The sequence below is a fragment of the Prevotella sp. SGI.167 genome, assembly GCF_050313615.1.
Classification (GTDB): domain Bacteria; phylum Bacteroidota; class Bacteroidia; order Bacteroidales; family Bacteroidaceae; genus Prevotella.
Map to the genome: position 1 here is coordinate 31,851 of NZ_JBNPLT010000004.1, position 19,118 is coordinate 50,968.

At 43.2% G+C, this 19,118-nt stretch carries 14 protein-coding genes; 8 read left to right on the top strand and 6 right to left on the bottom strand.

The features are described 5' to 3' along the window. Positions 1–72 precede the first annotated feature (72 nt). Positions 73–828: an SDR family oxidoreductase gene (locus ACQRBJ_RS03325; protein ID WP_217761429.1), complete on the bottom strand. Its 756-nt coding sequence runs from the start codon at positions 826–828 to the stop codon at positions 73–75. Positions 829–971: 143 nt separating this feature from the next. After that, complete coding sequence (locus ACQRBJ_RS03330; RefSeq protein WP_294971697.1) at positions 972–1,529, bottom strand: histidine phosphatase family protein; 558 nt, start codon at positions 1,527–1,529, stop codon at positions 972–974. A gap of 157 nt (positions 1,530–1,686) precedes the next feature. Between ACQRBJ_RS03330 and ACQRBJ_RS03335 the strand changes: the two genes are divergently transcribed. Next, positions 1,687–2,349, top strand: a complete 663-nt coding sequence (locus tag ACQRBJ_RS03335) for a DUF308 domain-containing protein (protein ID WP_294971695.1) — start codon at positions 1,687–1,689, stop codon at positions 2,347–2,349. Between the two features lie 49 nt (positions 2,350–2,398). On the opposite strand, the gene udk is transcribed toward ACQRBJ_RS03335, so the two are convergent. From udk to ACQRBJ_RS03350, 3 genes are read right to left on the bottom strand one after another with little or no spacing between them, the layout of a single operon-like run. Next, positions 2,399–3,028, bottom strand: a complete 630-nt coding sequence (gene udk, locus ACQRBJ_RS03340) for a uridine kinase (protein WP_294971691.1) — start codon at positions 3,026–3,028, stop codon at positions 2,399–2,401. A 3-nt stretch (positions 3,029–3,031) separates the two neighbouring features. After that, entirely contained in the window at positions 3,032–3,601 is a 570-nt protein-coding gene (locus tag ACQRBJ_RS03345; RefSeq protein ID WP_445302854.1) for a uracil-DNA glycosylase family protein, read from the bottom strand. 1 nt (position 3,602) lies between these two features. After that, a complete protein-coding gene (locus ACQRBJ_RS03350; protein ID WP_295346147.1) occupies positions 3,603–4,670 on the bottom strand; it encodes an endonuclease/exonuclease/phosphatase family protein in 1,068 nt (355 codons plus the stop codon). A 277-nt stretch (positions 4,671–4,947) separates the two neighbouring features. Here ACQRBJ_RS03350 and ACQRBJ_RS03355 point away from each other — a divergent pair, with 277 nt between their 5' ends. From ACQRBJ_RS03355 to ACQRBJ_RS03380, 6 genes are all read left to right on the top strand, one after another. Next, complete coding sequence (locus ACQRBJ_RS03355; protein WP_445302855.1) at positions 4,948–7,551, top strand: TonB-dependent receptor; 2,604 nt, start codon at positions 4,948–4,950, stop codon at positions 7,549–7,551. Between the two features lie 13 nt (positions 7,552–7,564). Further along, complete coding sequence (locus ACQRBJ_RS03360; protein ID WP_445302856.1) at positions 7,565–8,794, top strand: DUF5689 domain-containing protein; 1,230 nt, start codon at positions 7,565–7,567, stop codon at positions 8,792–8,794. A 47-nt stretch (positions 8,795–8,841) separates the two neighbouring features. After that, positions 8,842–10,236 carry a carbohydrate binding domain-containing protein gene (locus ACQRBJ_RS03365; RefSeq protein ID WP_295346143.1) on the top strand — a complete coding sequence of 465 codons (1,395 nt, stop codon included), beginning with the start codon at positions 8,842–8,844 and terminating at the stop codon, positions 10,234–10,236. A 538-nt stretch (positions 10,237–10,774) separates the two neighbouring features. Beyond that, positions 10,775–11,026: a type B 50S ribosomal protein L31 gene (locus ACQRBJ_RS03370; RefSeq protein ID WP_006847266.1), complete on the top strand. Its 252-nt coding sequence runs from the start codon at positions 10,775–10,777 to the stop codon at positions 11,024–11,026. Between the two features lie 196 nt (positions 11,027–11,222). After that, positions 11,223–12,287, top strand: coding sequence for a DNA/RNA non-specific endonuclease (locus tag ACQRBJ_RS03375; RefSeq protein WP_445302857.1), 1,065 nt, complete (start codon positions 11,223–11,225; stop codon positions 12,285–12,287). A 643-nt stretch (positions 12,288–12,930) separates the two neighbouring features. After that, entirely contained in the window at positions 12,931–13,962 is a 1,032-nt protein-coding gene (locus tag ACQRBJ_RS03380; RefSeq protein ID WP_445302858.1) for a hypothetical protein, read from the top strand. Between the two features lie 163 nt (positions 13,963–14,125). Here ACQRBJ_RS03380 and ACQRBJ_RS03385 read toward each other — a convergent pair whose 3' ends face one another. Next, positions 14,126–14,845 (bottom strand): hypothetical protein, encoded by a 720-nt coding sequence (locus ACQRBJ_RS03385; RefSeq protein WP_445302859.1) that lies wholly within the window; start codon positions 14,843–14,845, stop codon positions 14,126–14,128. Positions 14,846–15,127: 282 nt separating this feature from the next. Here ACQRBJ_RS03385 and ACQRBJ_RS03390 point away from each other — a divergent pair, with 282 nt between their 5' ends. Next, a complete protein-coding gene (locus ACQRBJ_RS03390) occupies positions 15,128–19,093 on the top strand; it encodes a response regulator (protein WP_445302860.1) in 3,966 nt (1,321 codons plus the stop codon). The last annotated feature ends 25 nt before the right edge of the window (positions 19,094–19,118 follow it).

Here is a 19,118-nt window from a genome sequence, read left to right on the forward strand (position 1 = left end):
AACAGTCTTTTTGGCGTAGATTTTAAGCAGCAAGACATACGTCTTAACTCCTTTAACTCCTATAATATGCGACTAATCGCGATGGATAACCGTTCCGTTTGCCTGATGCGTAGCAAGAACCAGCACCTCTGCTATCTGCACATGTTCAGGAGCAGAAGCTGCATAGTAAGCCACGTCAGCCACATCATCACCATTCAAAGGAGTGATACCACGATAAACCTGGTCAGCTCGCGCATTATCACCATGGAAACGGACATTAGAGAAATTGGTTTCTACCAATCCAGGTTTCACATTGGTTACACGCACCTTGGTATGTGCCACATCAATACGCAACCCATCAGAGATAGCTTTAACGGCAGCCTTGGTGGCACAATAAACATTGCCTCCGGCGTAAGCAGCATCTCCTGCCACACTACCAATATTGATAATATGACCATGATTACGTTTAATCATGCCAGGCACAATCAGGCGAGTCATGGTAAGAAGTCCCTTGATATTGGTATCAATCATCTGATCCCAATCCTCAAAATCACCTTCATACTCCGGTTCCAGACCACGAGCCAATCCGGCATTATTGATCAGCACATCAATATTGCGCCATGCATCAGGAATATAATCTACAGCCTTCTTTGCTGCCTCACGATTACGGACATCGAAAGCTAAAGCCAAGACTTCAGTGCCTTCTGCCTCTAATTCCTTTTTCAGGATTTCCAACTTGCCAGTATTTCTACCAGTGATAATAAGATTGTAACCACCTCTTGCAAAGCGGCGAGCGCAACCTTCGCCTATTCCGCTTGTTGCACCTGTGATAAGAGCTATTTTATTCATTTGCTTTGAACTTTGATTTTTAAACTTGTTACTTTGAACGTTGAGCTTTGAACTTTGAGCTTTATGATTAGTAAAGCATATGAATTGGCTTTCCCTTCGGCCGCCGAACGTTGTTTCTTCACTCTTCGTTCTTCATTCTTCACTTAAAGTATCAGAACCCTCACTTCTGCATTTGCCATTTTCTCTATCTGATTCATCGGGCGTTTGAAATAGACACTCTGAATCGCCTTATTGATGATGCCATGTCCCACTGCCAGAATAGTCTTATCGGGATAAGCAACCTTGAGCCAGGTAAGAAAATTCTGAGCTCTGGACTTCATCCTTTCCAAAGTTTCTATATTATCAGGCCAATCCTTTGGATCCTTAGGCAAGGAAGGAATGAACTTACCCGTAAAGTCACCCCAATCCCGCTCTCTCAGCAATGGAGTGGTAACGATATGAGCATCAAGCTCCTCATCTGTCAGATTACCAGTCAGAGAGAGAACTTCTATATGAGGACGGGCAATAATCTTACAAGTCTGAATACTGCGATACAGATCACTGGAAACGAAGGCATCAATAGGTTCGTTTACCATCTTCCTGGCAACCTCCCCAGCTTGCTCAATACCTTTCGCATTCAGCTTGCCCGGTGTCTGCCCCTGCATGATCTGAGCAGCATTATCCACGGTCTCACCATGGCGCACAAGATATAACTTTGTCATAGCTTATAGTTTTTGCTTACAAAATTACTCATAATTGGCGAAAATAAGGAATAATTTGCGTTAAATAAATCATAAAAATCATGCTTTCTCAATTTTCTTTCGTATTTTTGCATAAAGATTAATATAACATTGCAAAATCGTTTTAAAAAAGATAAGTATGAAAGTAGTACATAGTTCTTTGTTTCGTGCCGTCTGCGCCATCATCATTGGTGTTTTACTCATCCAATACCGCGAACAGACAGTCACATGGATTACCATCGCTATCGGTGTGTTGTTTTTCCTTTCAGGAGCCATCTCCCTCATCTCCTACTTCAGCGCTAAGAGAACTGCAGAGAAGATGCAAGGCCAGATGCTTTCTGACGCCAACGGCAAACAGATTATCGGAATCAAGCCCAACTTCCCTATCGTTGGTTTGGGCAGTCTGATTCTCGGCATGATTCTGGCATTGATGCCAAATGTATTCATCGCATGGCTGATGTTTATCCTTTCGGCAATCCTGATCTTGGGTGCCATCACTCAAATGGCAAATCTGGTAACAGCTGCCAAGATGGGGCGTGTGGGCATCATCTACTGGCTTATGCCTTCAGCCCTTCTGCTCTTGGGTATACTGGCAGTCATCAAGCCTTCTGCCTTAGCCTCAGCCCCATTGCTCATCATCGGTTGGGCCATGTTGGTATACGGTGTAGTAGAATGCGCCAATGCCTTCAAGATTTCCAACAACCGACGTAACTGGCAGAGAAAGAACAACCAAAAGAACAACATCGTAGTAGACTCAGATTCTACCAGTACCCAAAACGAAGAAGTTACTTTTATTGAATAGAAAACAAAATAGCCTCACAAGTATCTTCAAACTTGCGAGGCTATTTTTATTATTTTTCTACGAGTCCCTCTACATAGCGACAAAGGATACTAATACCCTTTTCATTCTCACCTCCCTGCGGAATGATGATATCTGCATAACGCTTGGTTGGCTCGATAAACTGCTCGTGCATAGGCTTAAGAACCTTGAGATAACGGTCTACGACCATTGATACCGTTCTACCTCTGTCTATCGTATCACGCTGAATATTACGAATCAAGCGTTCATCAGCATCGGTATCTACAAATACCTTCAGGTCCATCAAGCTGCGCAATTTCTTATCCACCAAGGTCATGATACCCTCAATAATCACTACCGGCTTTGGCTCTACAAGAATCGTCTCCGGTTCACGATTGCATTTGAGATAACTGTAAGTAGGCTGCTCTATTGCCTTGCCTGCACGCAAATCAGCAAGCTGCTGATGCAAGAGTTTCCAGTCGAAAGCCGACGGATGGTCGAAATTAATTTGATGGCGTTCCTCTTCCGTCATATGCGAGGTGTCATTATAATAAGAGTCGAGCGGCACCACTGCTACATAATGCGGCGGCAGCACTTCTACGAGTTTCTTTACTACTGTTGTCTTGCCAGAACCTGTACCTCCAGCAATACCTATCACCGTTACCTTATCTATCTTTTCCATTTTCTATAAGATTTCTTCAAACATTTTGCGATAATACTCAGCCTTTTTCTCCACCGCCATCGGATAAGCCCTGGAACTGGACGGCATGCGGTAAAGCCTAAGCTGACGAGTTCCGACAGTAAACTCAACAAATTCTCCCATCTTGGGAAGCGAACGAATGCCAAAATGGTCAGAAAAGACCTTGGTGGCAAGCTGTCCTGCCGTAAGAACCGCCTTACATTCGGGTAATCTGGCAAGCATACCATCCAGATCAGAAGGCTGCACAATTTGCAAGTCTTTATCAGAAGCCGTATTCTTGGTTCGAACCACCTGTTGGGCGGTATCATAGATAGCAACTCCTTTTTCTTTCAGAAATTCCTTGATGGCATCCAGCCTATAAGTCTTATGTTCCACATCTACGAAATGGAATTTATCTCCGAAGTAAATCAGTCCGAATATTCTCCACATGTCGTTCTGGAAGTTAGGATAATACCAGGGCATGCACCATCGCTTCTCTGCGGGTGGAAAGGTACCGAGCATCAGCAACTTGGCATTGCCCGGTAACCATGGTTCAAAAGGATGTTCTTCAACCATTTTATTTTTTCTCCTTCACCAAATATAAAACTACAGGCAAGTGATCACTGTAACCGTTGAGCCATCTGCCACCCGCTTTGGTACGCAAAGGAGCTCCCTTGTACTGTCCTTCCTGCTGAATCAGATAATCTCTGCGGAATACGTGGTGCTTCCAATACTTCAAGCTGCTGTAATCCTTGTTCTTAGAATCCTTATTCAAAAGACTAGGCGAAAGCACAATCTGATCGAAAAGGTTCCAGGAGCCATTATAGAACAAAGTACCCTTACCCTCCTTAGCCAGGATATTATACCATGGATTATACATATCATCAGGACCAACCTCAGAGATTTCTGCCTTTGCTTTCAATACCTTGTGCATACTCTCATTGGTAGGATCATCATTCATATCACCCATCACAAAGACCTTCATCCCAGGATTTAGGCGGAGCAGAGAATCTTTCACAACTTTCGTTTGACGAGCACCACTCTCGCGATAGAACGGTCCAGAGAAACGGCTAGGCCAGTGACATACAATGACAGCCACATCATCACCTCCCATTTCACCACGTACGGTAAGGAATCCGCGAGTCATGAAAGCCGAATCCTTTTCCAATTCCTGGACATAAGGAACCAACTTTACATTCTTGACAGTGAAAAGTGCTGGATTATAAATTAAAGCACAGTCAATACCACGCTTATCAGGACCCTCAACATGACAGAATTGCATATTGCGAGCCTTCAAAGGAGGTTGAGCTGTAAGATCTTTCAAGACGTTGGCATTCTCCACCTCGGCAAGACCAATAAATGCACATCCCACGTTAGGCAGCACATCAGTACCCATATCAGCAAGGGCTCTGGACATATTCTTCAATTTGTTGGTATACTTCATACCATTCCATCCCTTGGCAGGCAAATATTCATAATCATTCTTACCCGCATCATGACAGGTATCAAAGAGATTCTCCTGATTGTAGAATCCAACAGCATATACCTGAAACTGTTTACCACTAGAAGCCTTTGATTTCTTCTGGGCAATAGCACCCAAACTTATAAAAAGCAAGGCTGCCAAAAAAAGCATTTGTTTTCTCATACCACCTATTTTTATATTAAAGTTATATACTTTTTAGTATGCACACAGCACATAACTGTGCGATTTTGTTGGGCAAAGATAGTACAAAAACCGCAGATTTCCCCATAAAAATGAATATTTTTTCAGAATTCATTCATTTTTAACTAAAAAGACTTTCTTTTTCAAAAAATTATTTGTTACTTTGCAGCATTAAAAACAAATTTATAATTATCTTGAGGCAAGAACCTTATAAAGGTACCGTCTATAAGTAATTATTAATTCTTAATAACGATAAACTATGCAAAAGAAAGTAAACTTAGCAACGTTAGCACTCTTTTCCTGTACGCTTGCTATGGCTCAAAATGAAAAAACAGAGCAAAACATAGCACAGGGTCTTGACGAGAATGCTTTTACCTTCTCAGAGGCACAGTTGGGTGAGGACGATGACATGTCTTCAAATGTCACCATCCTCAATTCAACCAGCAACGTTTACGCCAGCAAGGCAGGTTACCTGTTCTCGCCCGTCCGTTTCCGCTATCGTGCCTTCAACCAGAAGTACAATGATGTCTATATTAATGGAACAGCCATGAACGATATGGAGACGGGACAGTTCAGATTTTCCAACATCGGTGGTTTGAACCGTTTCTCCAGAAATGTAGACTTTTCTTTACCTTTTGAAGCCAACAATTACTCAATGACAGGTATGGCGGGTTCAAACAACTACGATTTCCGTGCAGGAAGCATGCAGGAAGGTCAGTATGCCAGCGTGGCTGCTGCCAACCGCAACTACACACTTCGTGGATTATACACCTATGCCAGCGGTTTCAATGAGAAAGGTTGGGCTATCACTGCCGGATTGACCTATCGCTGGGCAAACCGTGGATATGTAGAGGGAACCTTCTACAATGCTCTCTCCTATTTCTTCGGAGTACAGAAGAAATGGATGAACGGTCACTCACTGAGCTTCTCTACCTGGGGTAACCCTACCGAAAGAAGTACTCAGGGAGCATCTACAGATGAGGCTTACTGGCTTGCCAACGACTACTATTACAACCCATACTGGGGTTATCAGAACGGGCACAAGAGAAACTCACGCGTAGTGAACGACTTTGCACCTTCTGCTATCGCTACATGGGATTGGGACATCAATGACAAGATGAAGCTCACTACCTCACTGTTTGGCAAATACTCGATGTACAAGAGCACCAAACTCAACTACAACAACGCCGAGAACCCTCAGCCAGACTATTGGAAGAACATGCCATCGGCTAACTTCTACGTATGGGGCGACTTCAAGAACGGTAACAATGCTTATAACTGGGACAGCTGGAACAACGCTGTAAACTACTGGACAGCAAGCAAGGCGAACAGACAGATTGATTGGGACCGTCTCTACTATTCTAACCAGCAGGCTGCTAAGAATGGTCAGGAAACCATGTACTATCTGCAGGCAAAGCATAATGACAACCTCAATGTAAGTTTGTCATCAACCCTGAACACCAAGTTGACCAAGAAGTCTAGCCTGGCTACAGGTCTCGTGCTTGGCACTAACAGCAATCGCCATTATCAGACCATGGAGGATATGCTCGGCGGAACCATATTCCACAACGTAAACTCTTATGCTATCGGTGATTATCCTATCACAGACCCACGTGTACAGTATGACCTTAACACAGCTGGTCCAAACAACACTGGTAAACTTGTCTATGAGGGTGACAAATTCGGTTACGACTATCGTATCGATGTAAACAAGGCGAACCTCTGGAGCACCTATACCAGCGAATTCTACCGCATGAAGGCAATGTTGAGTGGCCGTATCGGTTATACAGGCATGAAGCGTCATGGATATATGCGCAATGGTATGGCAGCCAACAACAGTTACGGCAACAGCGAGACAGCCAACTTCCTGGATGGAGGTATGAAGGGAAGCCTGAATGTAGACTTAGGCAGAGGTCATGCTTTCAGCATTGGCGCTGGCTACGAATGGCGTGCCCCTATGGCTAATACTGCATTTATTGCACCAGAAATCAACAATGATTTCGTAACCAATCTCAAGAACGAACGCATCTTCAGCTCAGAATTCAGCTACCAGTATCGCAATGCATGGCTGCATGCCAACTTAAGCGGTTACTATAGCCGTCTGGAACATGTTACAGAGTGGCAGAACTTCTACAACGATGATGAGAACTCATTTACATACGTAAGTATGACCGGTCTGAAGAAGGAATACTATGGCTTGGAAGCTGGCTTGAAGTTCAAACTCACTTCATGGCTCGACCTCAAGACCTTGGGAGCTATCAGCGAGGCAAAGAACATCAACAATGTAACAGCCAACTATATGCTCTCTAAGAGTGCTGAGGTTTATACCGACAAGGCTTACGTTCTTGACATGCGAGAGAGCGGAACTCCACTCACAGTGGGAAGCATCGGTCTGAGCACACATCTGAACGGATGGTTCATCGATGTGAATGCCAACTACTATGACCGTATCTACCTCTCTTATTCTCCTAGCTACCGCTACGAGAAAGTGCTCAAGAACCGTCAGTCGGCTCACCAGAAGTATCCAGAGATATTCCCGGCAGTAGTTACAGAAGATGGAAACAGCTGGTTGCCAGAAGCTGTAGCACAGGCTAAGGGGCATGGCGGTTGGATGGTAGATATGAGCATCGGCAAGAGCATCCGATTGAAGAAGGGCTCGCTCAACTTCAACCTCATGATTACCAACCTCTTCAACAACCAGAAGATGGTTACTGGTGGCTACGAACAGAATTCACGTTCAGGCTATACGCTCACCACAGACGGAGAGGTCAACAATGTTCGTATTTATCAGTTCTCAAAGAATCCTAAGAAGTATTACGCATTTGGTACCAATGGTATGTTCCAGATAGGATACCGATTCTAAAAACAATATGACAATGAAAAAGATAAAATTCATAGCAATGGCCCTAATGGCAATGACGGGAATGATGCTGGCATCATGTATGGGTGACAGCTACGCTGACCCAGATATGGTCGAGACTATCCCTGCTGCGCCATACGGTAACAACCTGCTTAGGGAGAAAAACGTAGTTTCCATTGCACAACTCAAGAGCGATTATAAGACTACCATCAATGGTGGTGGCTACAAGCTCATTGATAAGCCGATGATGATCAAAGGTTACATCACAGGCAATGACATCAGCGGCAACCTCTATCAAGAAGTTGCTCTTCAAGACGAAACGGGGGCTATCCTCGTTGATATCAACGCAGGCGGACTGCATGGTTATCTTCCTGTAGGACAGGAGATTCTCATCGACCTCAACGGTCTTTACATCGGTGGCTATGGCAAGCAGGCAAAAATTGGCGGTATCTATACCAACCTGAAGACGGGGGCTACATCTGTAGGAAAGATGGACCGCCCTACCTGGCAGAAGCATTTCAAGCTTCTTGATGAAGCTGATGCCAGCAATGTGAAGGCCGAGATTTTTGATCTCACCAAGGCTACTGATGCTACTTACCTTGAAGAGAATGCAGGCAAGCTGATGACCATCAAAGGCGTGAAGTTCAGCAGTGCAAACGGAAAGACTGTTTGGGCAGCTAATGACGAAACAACCAACCAAAACCTGAAGGATGCAGAGTCAGGTCAGTGGATCAGTTCAAACACAGTAGTAGTAAGAACATCCGGTTATGCCAGATTCGCCAATGCCATCCTGCCTGATGGTGCTTTCGACATCACCGGTATCTTCACCAGATATAATAATGTATGGCAGATCATCATCCGCAACACAGATGATCTTACCCCTGTTGTACTCGACAAGAGCGGAACGTTGGAAGATCCTTATACGGTAACCAAGGCTCTTGAAATCATCAATGCCGGTACCTTTACAACAGATAAAGTTTATACCACTGGTATCATCTGCGAGGTAAACGACATCGACACTGGCACCTACGGCAACGCCACCTACTCCATCTCTGTGGATGGCAAGGTAGCAGAAGGCAAGACACTGAAGGTGTTCCGTGGCTACAATATCGGTGGTGAGAAGTGGACCGAGGAAACCAAGGGTACTCTCACTGTAGGCAAAAAGGTAGTTATTTTGGGAGCCCTGACACTCTACAACGGCGTAGCAGAGATCAACTCGGGCAACCAGCTCATCAGCATCAAGTAAATTACACCTTAATTATATATAGTAACACCAATAAAAAAGACAACAATATGAAAAAGTATATATTTTCAGTTTTGATGGCGGCGATGGCTGCCTTCACATTCAGCAGTTGTGAGGATGTACCAGAACCTTACACACTGCCTACTCAGCCTGAGACTCCAGGAGAGACAGATCCTAACCAAAAGGGTTCTGAAAGCAATCCATATACTGTAGCAGAAGCTATCGCCCTCATCAAGGCAGGTACAGCACCTTCTACAGCTGTATGCGTAAAGGGTAAGATTACAGCCGTAACTTTCTTCAACGAAACCTATAGCAGTTTGTCATATAACATCGCAGACGAGGGTTCTTCAGATGTTATCGAAGTATACTCTGGCAAAGGCAAGGATGGTGCAAACTTCTCTTCCAAGGATGACTTGAAAGTTGGTCAGATCGTAGTAGTAAAAGGAATCGTCAAGGCATTCACGAAGAATGATGGCACTATTGTCAATGAAATCGACAAGAACAGCACCATCATCTCTATCGAGAACGCAGGAACTACAACTCCTGATACTCCAGCAACTGGTAAGGGTTCTCTCAGTGACCCATACAACGTGGCAGAAGCTATCGCAGCCATCAAGGCTGGCACAGCGCCTACTACACAGGTTTACCTGACAGGTATCATCTCAGATGTTGCTTTCTATAATGAGAAATACAAGAGCATCACCTATTACATCTCAGACGATGGCAAGAGCAAGGACATGCAGGTTTACTCTGGTAAGGGACTGAACGGCGCAGACTTCGCTTCTAAGGAAGATTTGAAGGTGGGTCAGAAGGTTACTATCCTGGGTAAGATCATGAAGTTCGTTGATAAGAATAATAACGAAATCATGGAGGTTGACAAGACCAGCTCTATCGTTAAGATTGAAGGTGAAGGTACAGGCGGCGGTGAGGTTAAGCCAGACCCAGAACCAGATCCAAACCCAGGCGAAGTAGCAACAGGGGAGAATGGCGGCTTCGAGACTTGGGCAGATGGTAAGCCAACCAACTGGAAAACAGCTTCTACAGCAGGCAATGCTACCCTTTCTCAGAGCGAAGACGCTCATAGCGGCAAGTACTCTGTAAAAGTAGGCGGATCTGCTAGTGCGAACAAGCGCTTAGGTTATAAGGAGATGACTCTCAAGGCTGGCAAATACAAAGTTAAGTTCTATGTTAAAGCCGTAACAGAGAAAGGCGCTTCTGTCCGTCCAGGTATAGTTCCTGTTACAGATGGAAAAGTAGGCGATTATATATATGGTGAGTACGTTAACGAACTCAAGAATACAGAGTGGAAACTAGTAGAGCAAACACTCACTATTTCTGCTGACGGCACATACTGCTTCGTCATAATGAATGCAAAGAAGCCAGGCGGTGATGTTCTCATCGATGACTTCACTGTAACATTTGGCAGCACAGCGATTATCAAGTAATTCCCCTAGTAGATATTATGTATTAGAAAAAATACTGATCCCCATCGTCCTCTACACAAACAGAGGCGATGGGGATTTCTTTTTCTTATCCATCGAAAACATAGTTGGCAGGAGAAACGCAAGCCCGCCAGGCGACAAGAGGAAACGCAAGCCCGCTAGGCGTTCCTGCGGATTTGAAATCCGCAGACAAAAAAGGCTCGACCACTTTAATGCGGATTTGTAATCCGCTTCAAGCGAGAATGCAACATCAAGACCTGGGGATATGAAAAGCCTACGGCTGCGGATTGCAAATCCGCCGGAACGCCTAACAGACAACATCGCCTGGCATAACTTTAGAACCTACATATTATGCTCTTTTCCAAAATATTTCTTAAAAAGAAGAGGAAAAATTTGGTGGATTCAAGAAAAAAGTGTAATTTTGCATCCTGAAATTGTCAACAGGCTATAATGGGCATGCCCCGATGAGGGACACGATATGATGCGAAAGCATCCCCATGACGTCTATTTTTAATAACCAAATAAAAATAAAAAAGAAAAAATGAAAAAAGGTATTCATCCAGAGAACTATCGTCCTGTAGTATTTAAGGATATGTCTAATGGCGATATGTTCCTCTCACAGTCTACATGCAAGACAAACGACACAGTAGAATTCGAGGGCGAAACTTATCCAGTTGTAAAGATTGAAATCTCTAGCACTTCTCACCCATTCTATACAGGTAAGAGCAAGCTCGTTGATACAGCTGGTCGCGTAGACCGCTTCATGAACCGTTACGGTAAGTTGAAGAAGTAATATATATACCTTTTTCATAAGGATATATTATTATCGAAAGATACAAAGTGCGTTCCAACGTAGTTGCATATACGTAGGAATGCACTTTTTCTCTTCTTATACATACAGGAAATCACTTTTTAACTTCTTATTCTCTGAAAAGTAATCTCCTATTATTATAAAGAAAGTAATCTATAACTTAAAACAATTACGAGAAATGAAACATTCTAAGTTACTTATCCTCTCACTCATCGCGGTGATGACCTTCTCAGCCTGCGGTACTGATGATACTCTTCAGTTTAACTTTCCTGACAAAGAAAATAACGGCGGAGGAAACAATGGTGGTGGAAATACTGGCGGCAGCACCGGAGAATCTACCGATAAGAATAACACCAACAAGAATGTGGCAACAGATAAGATGCCAACCGTGGTAAAGAACGCCATCAACGGCCTGGAGTTCCCAAAGCTCAAGAGCAACGGAACTAGCTACGCCATCGTGCACATGGATAATACCACGGGCATGGTGAACTTCTCTACCGAATGGGATGACGACATGAAAAGCCAGCGTTGGAGCTGCTATACTTTCAACACCTCAAACACGGCATCTAACGTAGATAGATGGAAACCTGCTCAGGGTGAGCGTCAGTATCCATGGGATACCGACCTGCAGGAGCAGTGGGGCATCACCGATTTCACCGAAGACCCTACCCCTACCAAGCAGGGATTCGACCATGGACATATCTGCCCTTCTGCCGACCGCAAGCTGAACCTTACCCAACAGAAGCAGACTTTCTTCATGACCAACATGCAGCCACAGTATAGCAACTTCAATCAGAAGGGTACCTGGTATAAGATGGAGGAAGAGCTCCGCAAGTTGGCTCCAAAGATTGACAGCGATACTCTTTTTATCGTAAAGGGTGGCACTATTGATGCCGTAGGAAGCGAAAGCAACCTCCTGGGATGGAAGAAGAACGGTGCATCCAGCGACGTAAAGTTACCAGGCTACATCCCTGTGCCAAAATATTTCTTCGTTGCAGTACTGAAAAAGGAATTCAATACAAAAACTCAGAGTTACGGCTATAGTGCCTTCGGTTATTGGTTTAAACATGAAAACAAGAGTTTCGATTCCAAGAACGACAAGTTAGGCAATTATGTAGTCAACATCAAGACCCTGGAGGAGCGAACAGGCATCGATTTCTTCTGCAATTTGCCTGATGACATAGAGAAGCAGGTTGAAGAAATGGACGTACAAGCTATAAAGAATATCTGGGGATTTAAGTAAGGGCAAGAAAAGAGGCTCATTCCACTTTTTGCCTGACTATGGCACAATATTGCCCTCTACTGGGGCAACTTTTTGCCATTGCCGGGCGCAAAGTGATGCGTCGGGAGAAAAATTTCGGGAGGTCTACCATCGCCATTCGGAATATGCTTTCCGGCTGCAGGAAGCGTGGTTTAGCTCGTGAAAAACCTTACTTTCGTTTTTACTCTTCACTCTTCACAGATTAGCCTGAAACCCCGATAAACACAGGGGTTGCGAGAGGTGAAGAGTGGTAGTCCACTCTTCACAACTCTTCACAACTCTTCACACGTACTCAAAATTTCCACCAGCATAAGATACTGTAGATGAGGGGTGAAAAGTGGTGAAGAGTGGTGAAGAGCAGGCTACCACTCTTCACACACCTAAACTACTGTACAATAGCCGTTTACAGTGTATTTGTGAAGAGTGAAGAGTGTTTTTGAAAGTAGCTTTCTATCCACCGCCGCCTGATTTTTCCATCTTTTTCTCGTTAAAATCTACTAAAATAGCCACAAGCTCAACAATTTAACACTATCTTAACAAGACATCTAATTATTTTTTGTATCTTTGCAACATAATCATGGTAACATGAAAAAACTTATTATTAACAACTTAAATTAATTAGCTTATGAACAAGTATTTACGCTATTCATTATCAGTAATCTTTGCTTTCGTAGCAAGCATTACATTTGCAGCAGAACCTTACAAAGTTTTGACTTTCCCAGATGAAGGTACAGCAGGTAAAGAGATTTCTGCATACACAAAAACTTGGGTTGCAACTATCGGGACAGATTCATGGACCATCGAGAATTTCAACACAAACAAATGGAACAACTGGAAGTATATTAGATGCGGCAGAAAGGGCAATGCCTCAGTAGCAGCCATTACATCTCCAGCTATTGACAAGCCTATCAGCAACGTTCTCATAACAATCGACAAATTAACAAAAGACAAAGTTAATTCCATTACACTAAAAGTAGCTACAGATGCTGAGTTTAAAAATGTCACAGAAGAAATCTCTGCTCCTGAATTGACAGATGGAGACATGATTTTCAAACCAACAAAGGCTTCAGCAAACAATTACTACAAGATAGTATTCGATTGCGCAAGCGGCTCTTCTAACGGTTTAGTACAGGTTTCCAAAGTTGAATATTACAAAGTTGGAGATGCTCCTACTATCGTAGACATCACAAATACTCCAGAAACCGCTTATACCGTTGCTAAGGCAAAGGAACTTATCGAAGCAGGTAAAGGCTTGAGTGAGAAGGTTTACGTAAAAGGTATCGTCAGCAAAGCAAGTGAAACTTTGAACGAAACTTACGGAAGTCTTTCATACTACATTTCAGATGATGGGAAGGAAGAAAATGAACTGATGGTATACGGAGGTCTTTCTTTCGAAGGTGCAAAGTTTGAATCTATCGACGATATCAAAGTGGGTGACGAAGTTGTTGTTTACGGTAAACTCAAATTGTTTAACACAACATATGAAGTTGATGCTAACAACATTCTTATCTCAAAGAAATCAAATCCTACCGGCATCTCTAACATCACAACATCTGAAGCGGACAATGCTCCGGCTTACAACCTTGCAGGTCAGAAGGTTAACGCAGCTTACAAGGGTATTGTAATCAAGAACGGCAAGAAGATGAGTAAGAAGTAAAGAAGTATTAAAGGAAAAGATACCAGATGGGGCTTTTCCTTACATCCATAAACTAATAAAACCGCTCCTTCAGCGAGAATACTGAGGGAGCGGTTTCTTTTTAATAACGAATGAACTTTCAAGAGAAAGTTGTATATATAGCACTAAAAACAAGCTTAATTTTCTATCTCTTCGGCAACCCCTTGACAGTTCCCTTAATTGGAGTACGACCGGTTCCCTTACCAAATGAAGAACCTGTAGAAGTACTGCTTCTGGAAACCCTAGCACCATTCGAAGAGTTACGTTCCAAATCAATATATATGATATCGCCCTTCGCCATACCGGTACCTATCATATAACCAAAGAATGTATCATATCTCTTACCTTGCTCTGCTCCCAAATGGAAACCGTATTGGCTGGCGTTGGCATCCATGACATAAGTAGCACCAGAAGCATACTTGATGTAAATATCTCCATTATTATCAATATACCAAGAGAACTTCAAGGTCTGTTGGTCATTACTTCCGTCTGTAGCATAATCTATCTCTATGCCGCTTCCACTAAGCGAGTTGCGGTTATTCTTGTCCTGATAGAATATCATATTAGCTTCAAACTGGTAGTTATTTCTGGAATTACCATCGGATGCCAACTCCGAAAGCTGGACATTTCCATACCAATCACCTACCAAAGTCTGAGCTTCATCAAGCAACCATTGGGTTTGCGAACCCAGCGAACCTTGGTTCCAGTCCCCCTGGTCCCATCCCCAGCCACCATGATTATAGTCATCATACCAGTAATAATCATCATGCCAAGAATCATCCCATGGATCATCGTCACAAGCAGTAAAAGTGAATGAAGTGACAGCTACTGCCATCAACATCAAAAGTTTCTTCATCTTTTTCATCGTCTTATATCCTTTCTTCTTTTAAAAAATACAACAAACTATTTTGCTACTAAGTATCAATCTATCAAAAAGACACCTTCTGTAGAACTTGGTGCAAAGATAAAGCATTTTTTACACCATTCAAAAGGAAAAAGGGAAGTTTTTAGGGGAATTTCCCTATGATAAAGGAAAATTTCCCTATCTCAACAAAAAATCCACCATTTTTCTTCCAATTTACAATTATTTTTGTTATCTTTGTGTCGAATTAATTAATAAAAATACATGCCAACAAGACAAATAATTATGATAAAAAAACATCTATATATAACACTCCTGGGACTGCTTTCGGCTATCACAGCCATAGCTACCCCCTATTGTGACATCCGCAAGTTTTCCATAGCTGACGGACTTGCAGCAAATACTATTTCTGACATAAAACAAGGAAAAGACAAGCTGATGTGGTTTGCCACATGGAACGGCTTGTCTTATTATGACGGATATAGCTTCCATACTTTCCGCGATGAACCAGACGGTGTAAGCGTTCTGTCAACCAACCGCATATTGAACATACAGCCAACTGCAGCAAACAACGTATGGTGTATAACCCAAGACCACAAACTTTATCTCTATGACACCCATCTCTGCCAGTTTTTAAAAACCAGCAATCAGATTAATGAGAAATTCAAGGTTGATTTCAGGGCAGACAATATCTATGATATTAATGGAGGGAACACCTGGGTCACATCCGCCAATGCCGATTATCTGCTACGCACCAATGATACAGATGTACTCGATTTTGAATTGATACATGTAGGTCAAAAAGGATTGAAAAGCGGTAAAGTTTATTTTATCTATGGCGACAAGAAACACAGAGAGTGGATCCTTACAGATAAGGGTACAACCATCTATGGCAAGAAATTCAGTACTAACGTACCTTATAAGTGGATTAGAGAAGTAGGAGAATATGTCTTCCTGGCTACAGAGAACGGAAAGGTTATCGTTGTAGATGAAAAAAATCGAGCTACCAATGTTCCCCTTCCTGAAGGTATAACCCACATCAACGAATTAAAGAATACGGGTTATCAGCTTCTTCTTGCCACCAATCTTGGCGTAGTCATCTATAATCCGAGAACTTTCAAATCAGAAATCATCAATATACAAAGTCCTTCACAGCCTCTAGCAGAAGTGAAGAAACTATATGTAGATGATTATGGAACGGTTTGGGCGTTCACTAACGGCATGGGTGTAACTATTGTTAATCCTAAAACATCCGAGAAGCGATGGCTTTTCGCAGACCAACCGGATCCTGTAGACCGCACATCCAGCTCGAAACTCTTCATCACTCAGGATGAGAATCATACAGTATGGGTGGTACCTAACCAAGGTACCTTCAGTTATTACGACCGCAAGACAGGACAACTTGTGCCATACCTGCTGCGCAGTAACTCATCAGGCAATTACCGAATCCCTATGATTGAGAAATTCTGTCTCACAGACCAGGCAGTACTTTGGATAACAGGAATTCATGACCTCACATTGATTGGCTTCAAGAACCACCAATATACCCTCAACAAACTAAACAACGGAGAGTCGGAGGTTCGTGCCATTACAGCCTTAGCCAACGGTAACCAGCTATATGGTCACAAGAACGGCTGCATCATGGTGGCCGATGTACATCATAACAAATTAGGATATTTTACCCCAAGCGGCAACATTACAAGCGAGCAGGTTCCCTTCTCGCCTGCGGGTATCTATTGCCTGTTCACAGATAACAACAACCGTCTTTGGATTGGTACTCATGGCGATGGACTCTACCTGCTCACAGGAGGCAAATATTACCATTTCCTCAGCGATCCGAACAATCCGGCTTCACTTCCAAGCAATAATATCTACGATGTGAAGTCAGACCGTCAGGGCCGCATTTGGATAGCGACATACGGTGGTGGAATCGCTCTTGCAAACATTCAGGAAGACAACAGCATCCACTTTACAAGCTTCAAGAACGGTCTCGCTTGGGATAAGCATCTCTTCCATAAGACACGCCGTATCACCTGTACCAATGATGGTGTCATATTAGTAGGAACTACAGATGGTCTTGTTACCTTCAGCGACAACTTCAAGGACCCAAGAAAGATAAAATACTATAAGACGACTTTTATAGAAAACGATTCAACCAGCCTTGAGGCCAATGACGTAAACTTCATGTTAGAGCACTCTAGCGGAAAGATATTCATCTGTGAGCTTGGTGGTGCTTTCGAACAGATAAAAAGCACTAATCTGCTGCAAGACAACCTCAAGGTATCTTATATGAAGAATTATTCCCTCAACGAGGGACTGGTTCAAAGTATGATAGAAGATAACCAAGGCTATATTTGGGTAATAAGAGAATCCAGTATTGATAAGTTTGATGCAAAAACCGGGCAGATAGCTGCATTCGGTCCCAACGACTTCGACTACAATATGTCGTTTACCGAGGCACGCCCTTATCATGACCCTGCAACCAACAACATCACAGTAGGAACTCCAATGGGTGCACTTACCTTCAATCCAGGAACATTGAAGAAGAGCACCTATCAGCCACGTATCATCTTTACGACACTCCACTATAATGGAGAACCAGAACAGTATCCAATCCTGCACAGCGAAAAGGTAGTAATCCCAGCCAACAAGCGAAACCTGACTATCAGTTTTGCTTCATTAGACTATACCCGCAAATACCAGACCAAATATCTATATCGCCTGGATGGATTCACCCCAGAAGGCGAATGGATTAGCAATGGAAGCAGCAACATCATCGGTTTCAACCATATCAGACACGGCAAATACATCCTCAAGGTAAAGGCGACCAACTCGCATGGTATCTGGAGTAAATACATTGCAGAACTACCTATTGAGGTACGTCCTACTTTCTGGGAAAGTATCTGGGGAAGAATTGCACTTATGCTTATTCTCATGGCTATTGTCGGTGCTATTTTCTATACATACAACCAGCGTCAACGTGAGAATTTGAGCCATGACATCAGTGTGATGAAAAATGAATTTTTCAGCGATGCCTCTCACCGTCTCCGCACCCCTCTTACGCTCATCGGAGGCCCAGTATCTCAAGTACTTGCCAATGAGCCCGGTCTTACCAAGCAGAGCCGCGAGCTGCTGCAGATAGTAGAACGCAATGCAAAGGAAATGCTGGAAATGATCAACAAGATGCTGAAATTTGACAACAACAGCAATTTCTACGTCAATGGCGGATTCGATGAGGTAAATCCTAACGATGAGCAGGAAAACGAATTGTTAGAAGGTCAGATTGATGACCAGAACGTACTGCGCTATCTTGAAGAAAAACAGAAAGAACAGCAGATAGAAGAAAATCGTATAGAAGAGCATCAGATAGAAAAAGGAGACATGCAGAAGGAAATAACTATCCTGGTGGTAGAAGACAACAATGACCTTCGCAAGTACCTTTATACTATATTGAACGATTCTTATAATGTATTACTTGCCGAAAATGGCAAGGCAGGTTTGGTAGTTGCACGAAAGAATACTCCAGACTTCATCCTGACCGACGTAACCATGCCAGTAATGGACGGTATCACGATGATACATCATCTGAAGCAAGACTTAGCACTCAAAAACATACCTATTGTGGTGCTATCAGCAAAAGCCAGTGCAGAAGACCAGCTGAAGGGATTTGAGGAAGGTATTGATGGTTATCTCACCAAACCATTCTCTGTCAATTATCTGCTAGGCCGCATTGAGGCGGTTCTCAACAAGCGTCGTGCCATCCAAACCGACATTTTGCAGAGACTGAAAGCCGCAGGCGACCAAGACGCTATTGCTGCCCTACGCATTCTTCCTACATCGGCAAACAAGGAACAGGCTACAGCTCCAGTCAATGCGGAAGAAGTAAAGGAAAGAGACAAGGCATTCATGTCGGTACAAATCAATGATGCACTGATTGAGAATATTCTAAACTATGTATTAGATAATATCAGTTCACCAGAAATGAAGATTGACGACATCGCAGATGCCATAGGCATGAGTCGCAGCGTTCTCTATAACCGCATCAAAACGTCTGTAGGCATGACTCCTGTAGACTTTGTGCGCCATATCCGCATTATGAAAGCATCAGAATTATTACGAGATACAGATGATACACTCACAGCCATCGCATTCAATCTGGGCTTCAGCGATCCAAAATACTTCTCGAAAGTATTCAAGAAAGAAATGGGCGTGGTTCCAACTGAATATCGGGAACGAACACGAAAAGTATGAGGATACGTGTGAAAAGACAATAAAG

What these genes read in the sequence shown, in the direction of transcription:
- ACQRBJ_RS03385 (WP_445302859.1), bottom strand. Translation starts at nt 14,845, where the DNA reads ATGAAAAAGATGAAGAAACTTTTGATGTTGATGGCAGTAGCTGTCACT.
- ACQRBJ_RS03350 (WP_295346147.1), bottom strand. Translation starts at nt 4,670, where the DNA reads ATGAGAAAACAAATGCTTTTTTTGGCAGCCTTGCTTTTTATAAGTTTG.
- ACQRBJ_RS03330 (WP_294971697.1), bottom strand. Translation starts at nt 1,529, where the DNA reads ATGACAAAGTTATATCTTGTGCGCCATGGTGAGACCGTGGATAATGCT.
- ACQRBJ_RS03335 (WP_294971695.1), top strand. Translation starts at nt 1,687, where the DNA reads ATGAAAGTAGTACATAGTTCTTTGTTTCGTGCCGTCTGCGCCATCATC.
- ACQRBJ_RS03365 (WP_295346143.1), top strand. Translation starts at nt 8,842, where the DNA reads ATGAAAAAGTATATATTTTCAGTTTTGATGGCGGCGATGGCTGCCTTC.
- ACQRBJ_RS03345 (WP_445302854.1), bottom strand. Translation starts at nt 3,601, where the DNA reads ATGGTTGAAGAACATCCTTTTGAACCATGGTTACCGGGCAATGCCAAG.
- ACQRBJ_RS03355 (WP_445302855.1), top strand. Translation starts at nt 4,948, where the DNA reads ATGCAAAAGAAAGTAAACTTAGCAACGTTAGCACTCTTTTCCTGTACG.
- ACQRBJ_RS03390 (WP_445302860.1), top strand. Translation starts at nt 15,128, where the DNA reads ATGATAAAAAAACATCTATATATAACACTCCTGGGACTGCTTTCGGCT.
- ACQRBJ_RS03325 (WP_217761429.1), bottom strand. Translation starts at nt 828, where the DNA reads ATGAATAAAATAGCTCTTATCACAGGTGCAACAAGCGGAATAGGCGAA.
- udk (WP_294971691.1), bottom strand. Translation starts at nt 3,028, where the DNA reads ATGGAAAAGATAGATAAGGTAACGGTGATAGGTATTGCTGGAGGTACA.
- ACQRBJ_RS03380 (WP_445302858.1), top strand. Translation starts at nt 12,931, where the DNA reads ATGAACAAGTATTTACGCTATTCATTATCAGTAATCTTTGCTTTCGTA.
- ACQRBJ_RS03375 (WP_445302857.1), top strand. Translation starts at nt 11,223, where the DNA reads ATGAAACATTCTAAGTTACTTATCCTCTCACTCATCGCGGTGATGACC.
- ACQRBJ_RS03360 (WP_445302856.1), top strand. Translation starts at nt 7,565, where the DNA reads ATGAAAAAGATAAAATTCATAGCAATGGCCCTAATGGCAATGACGGGA.
- ACQRBJ_RS03370 (WP_006847266.1), top strand. Translation starts at nt 10,775, where the DNA reads ATGAAAAAAGGTATTCATCCAGAGAACTATCGTCCTGTAGTATTTAAG.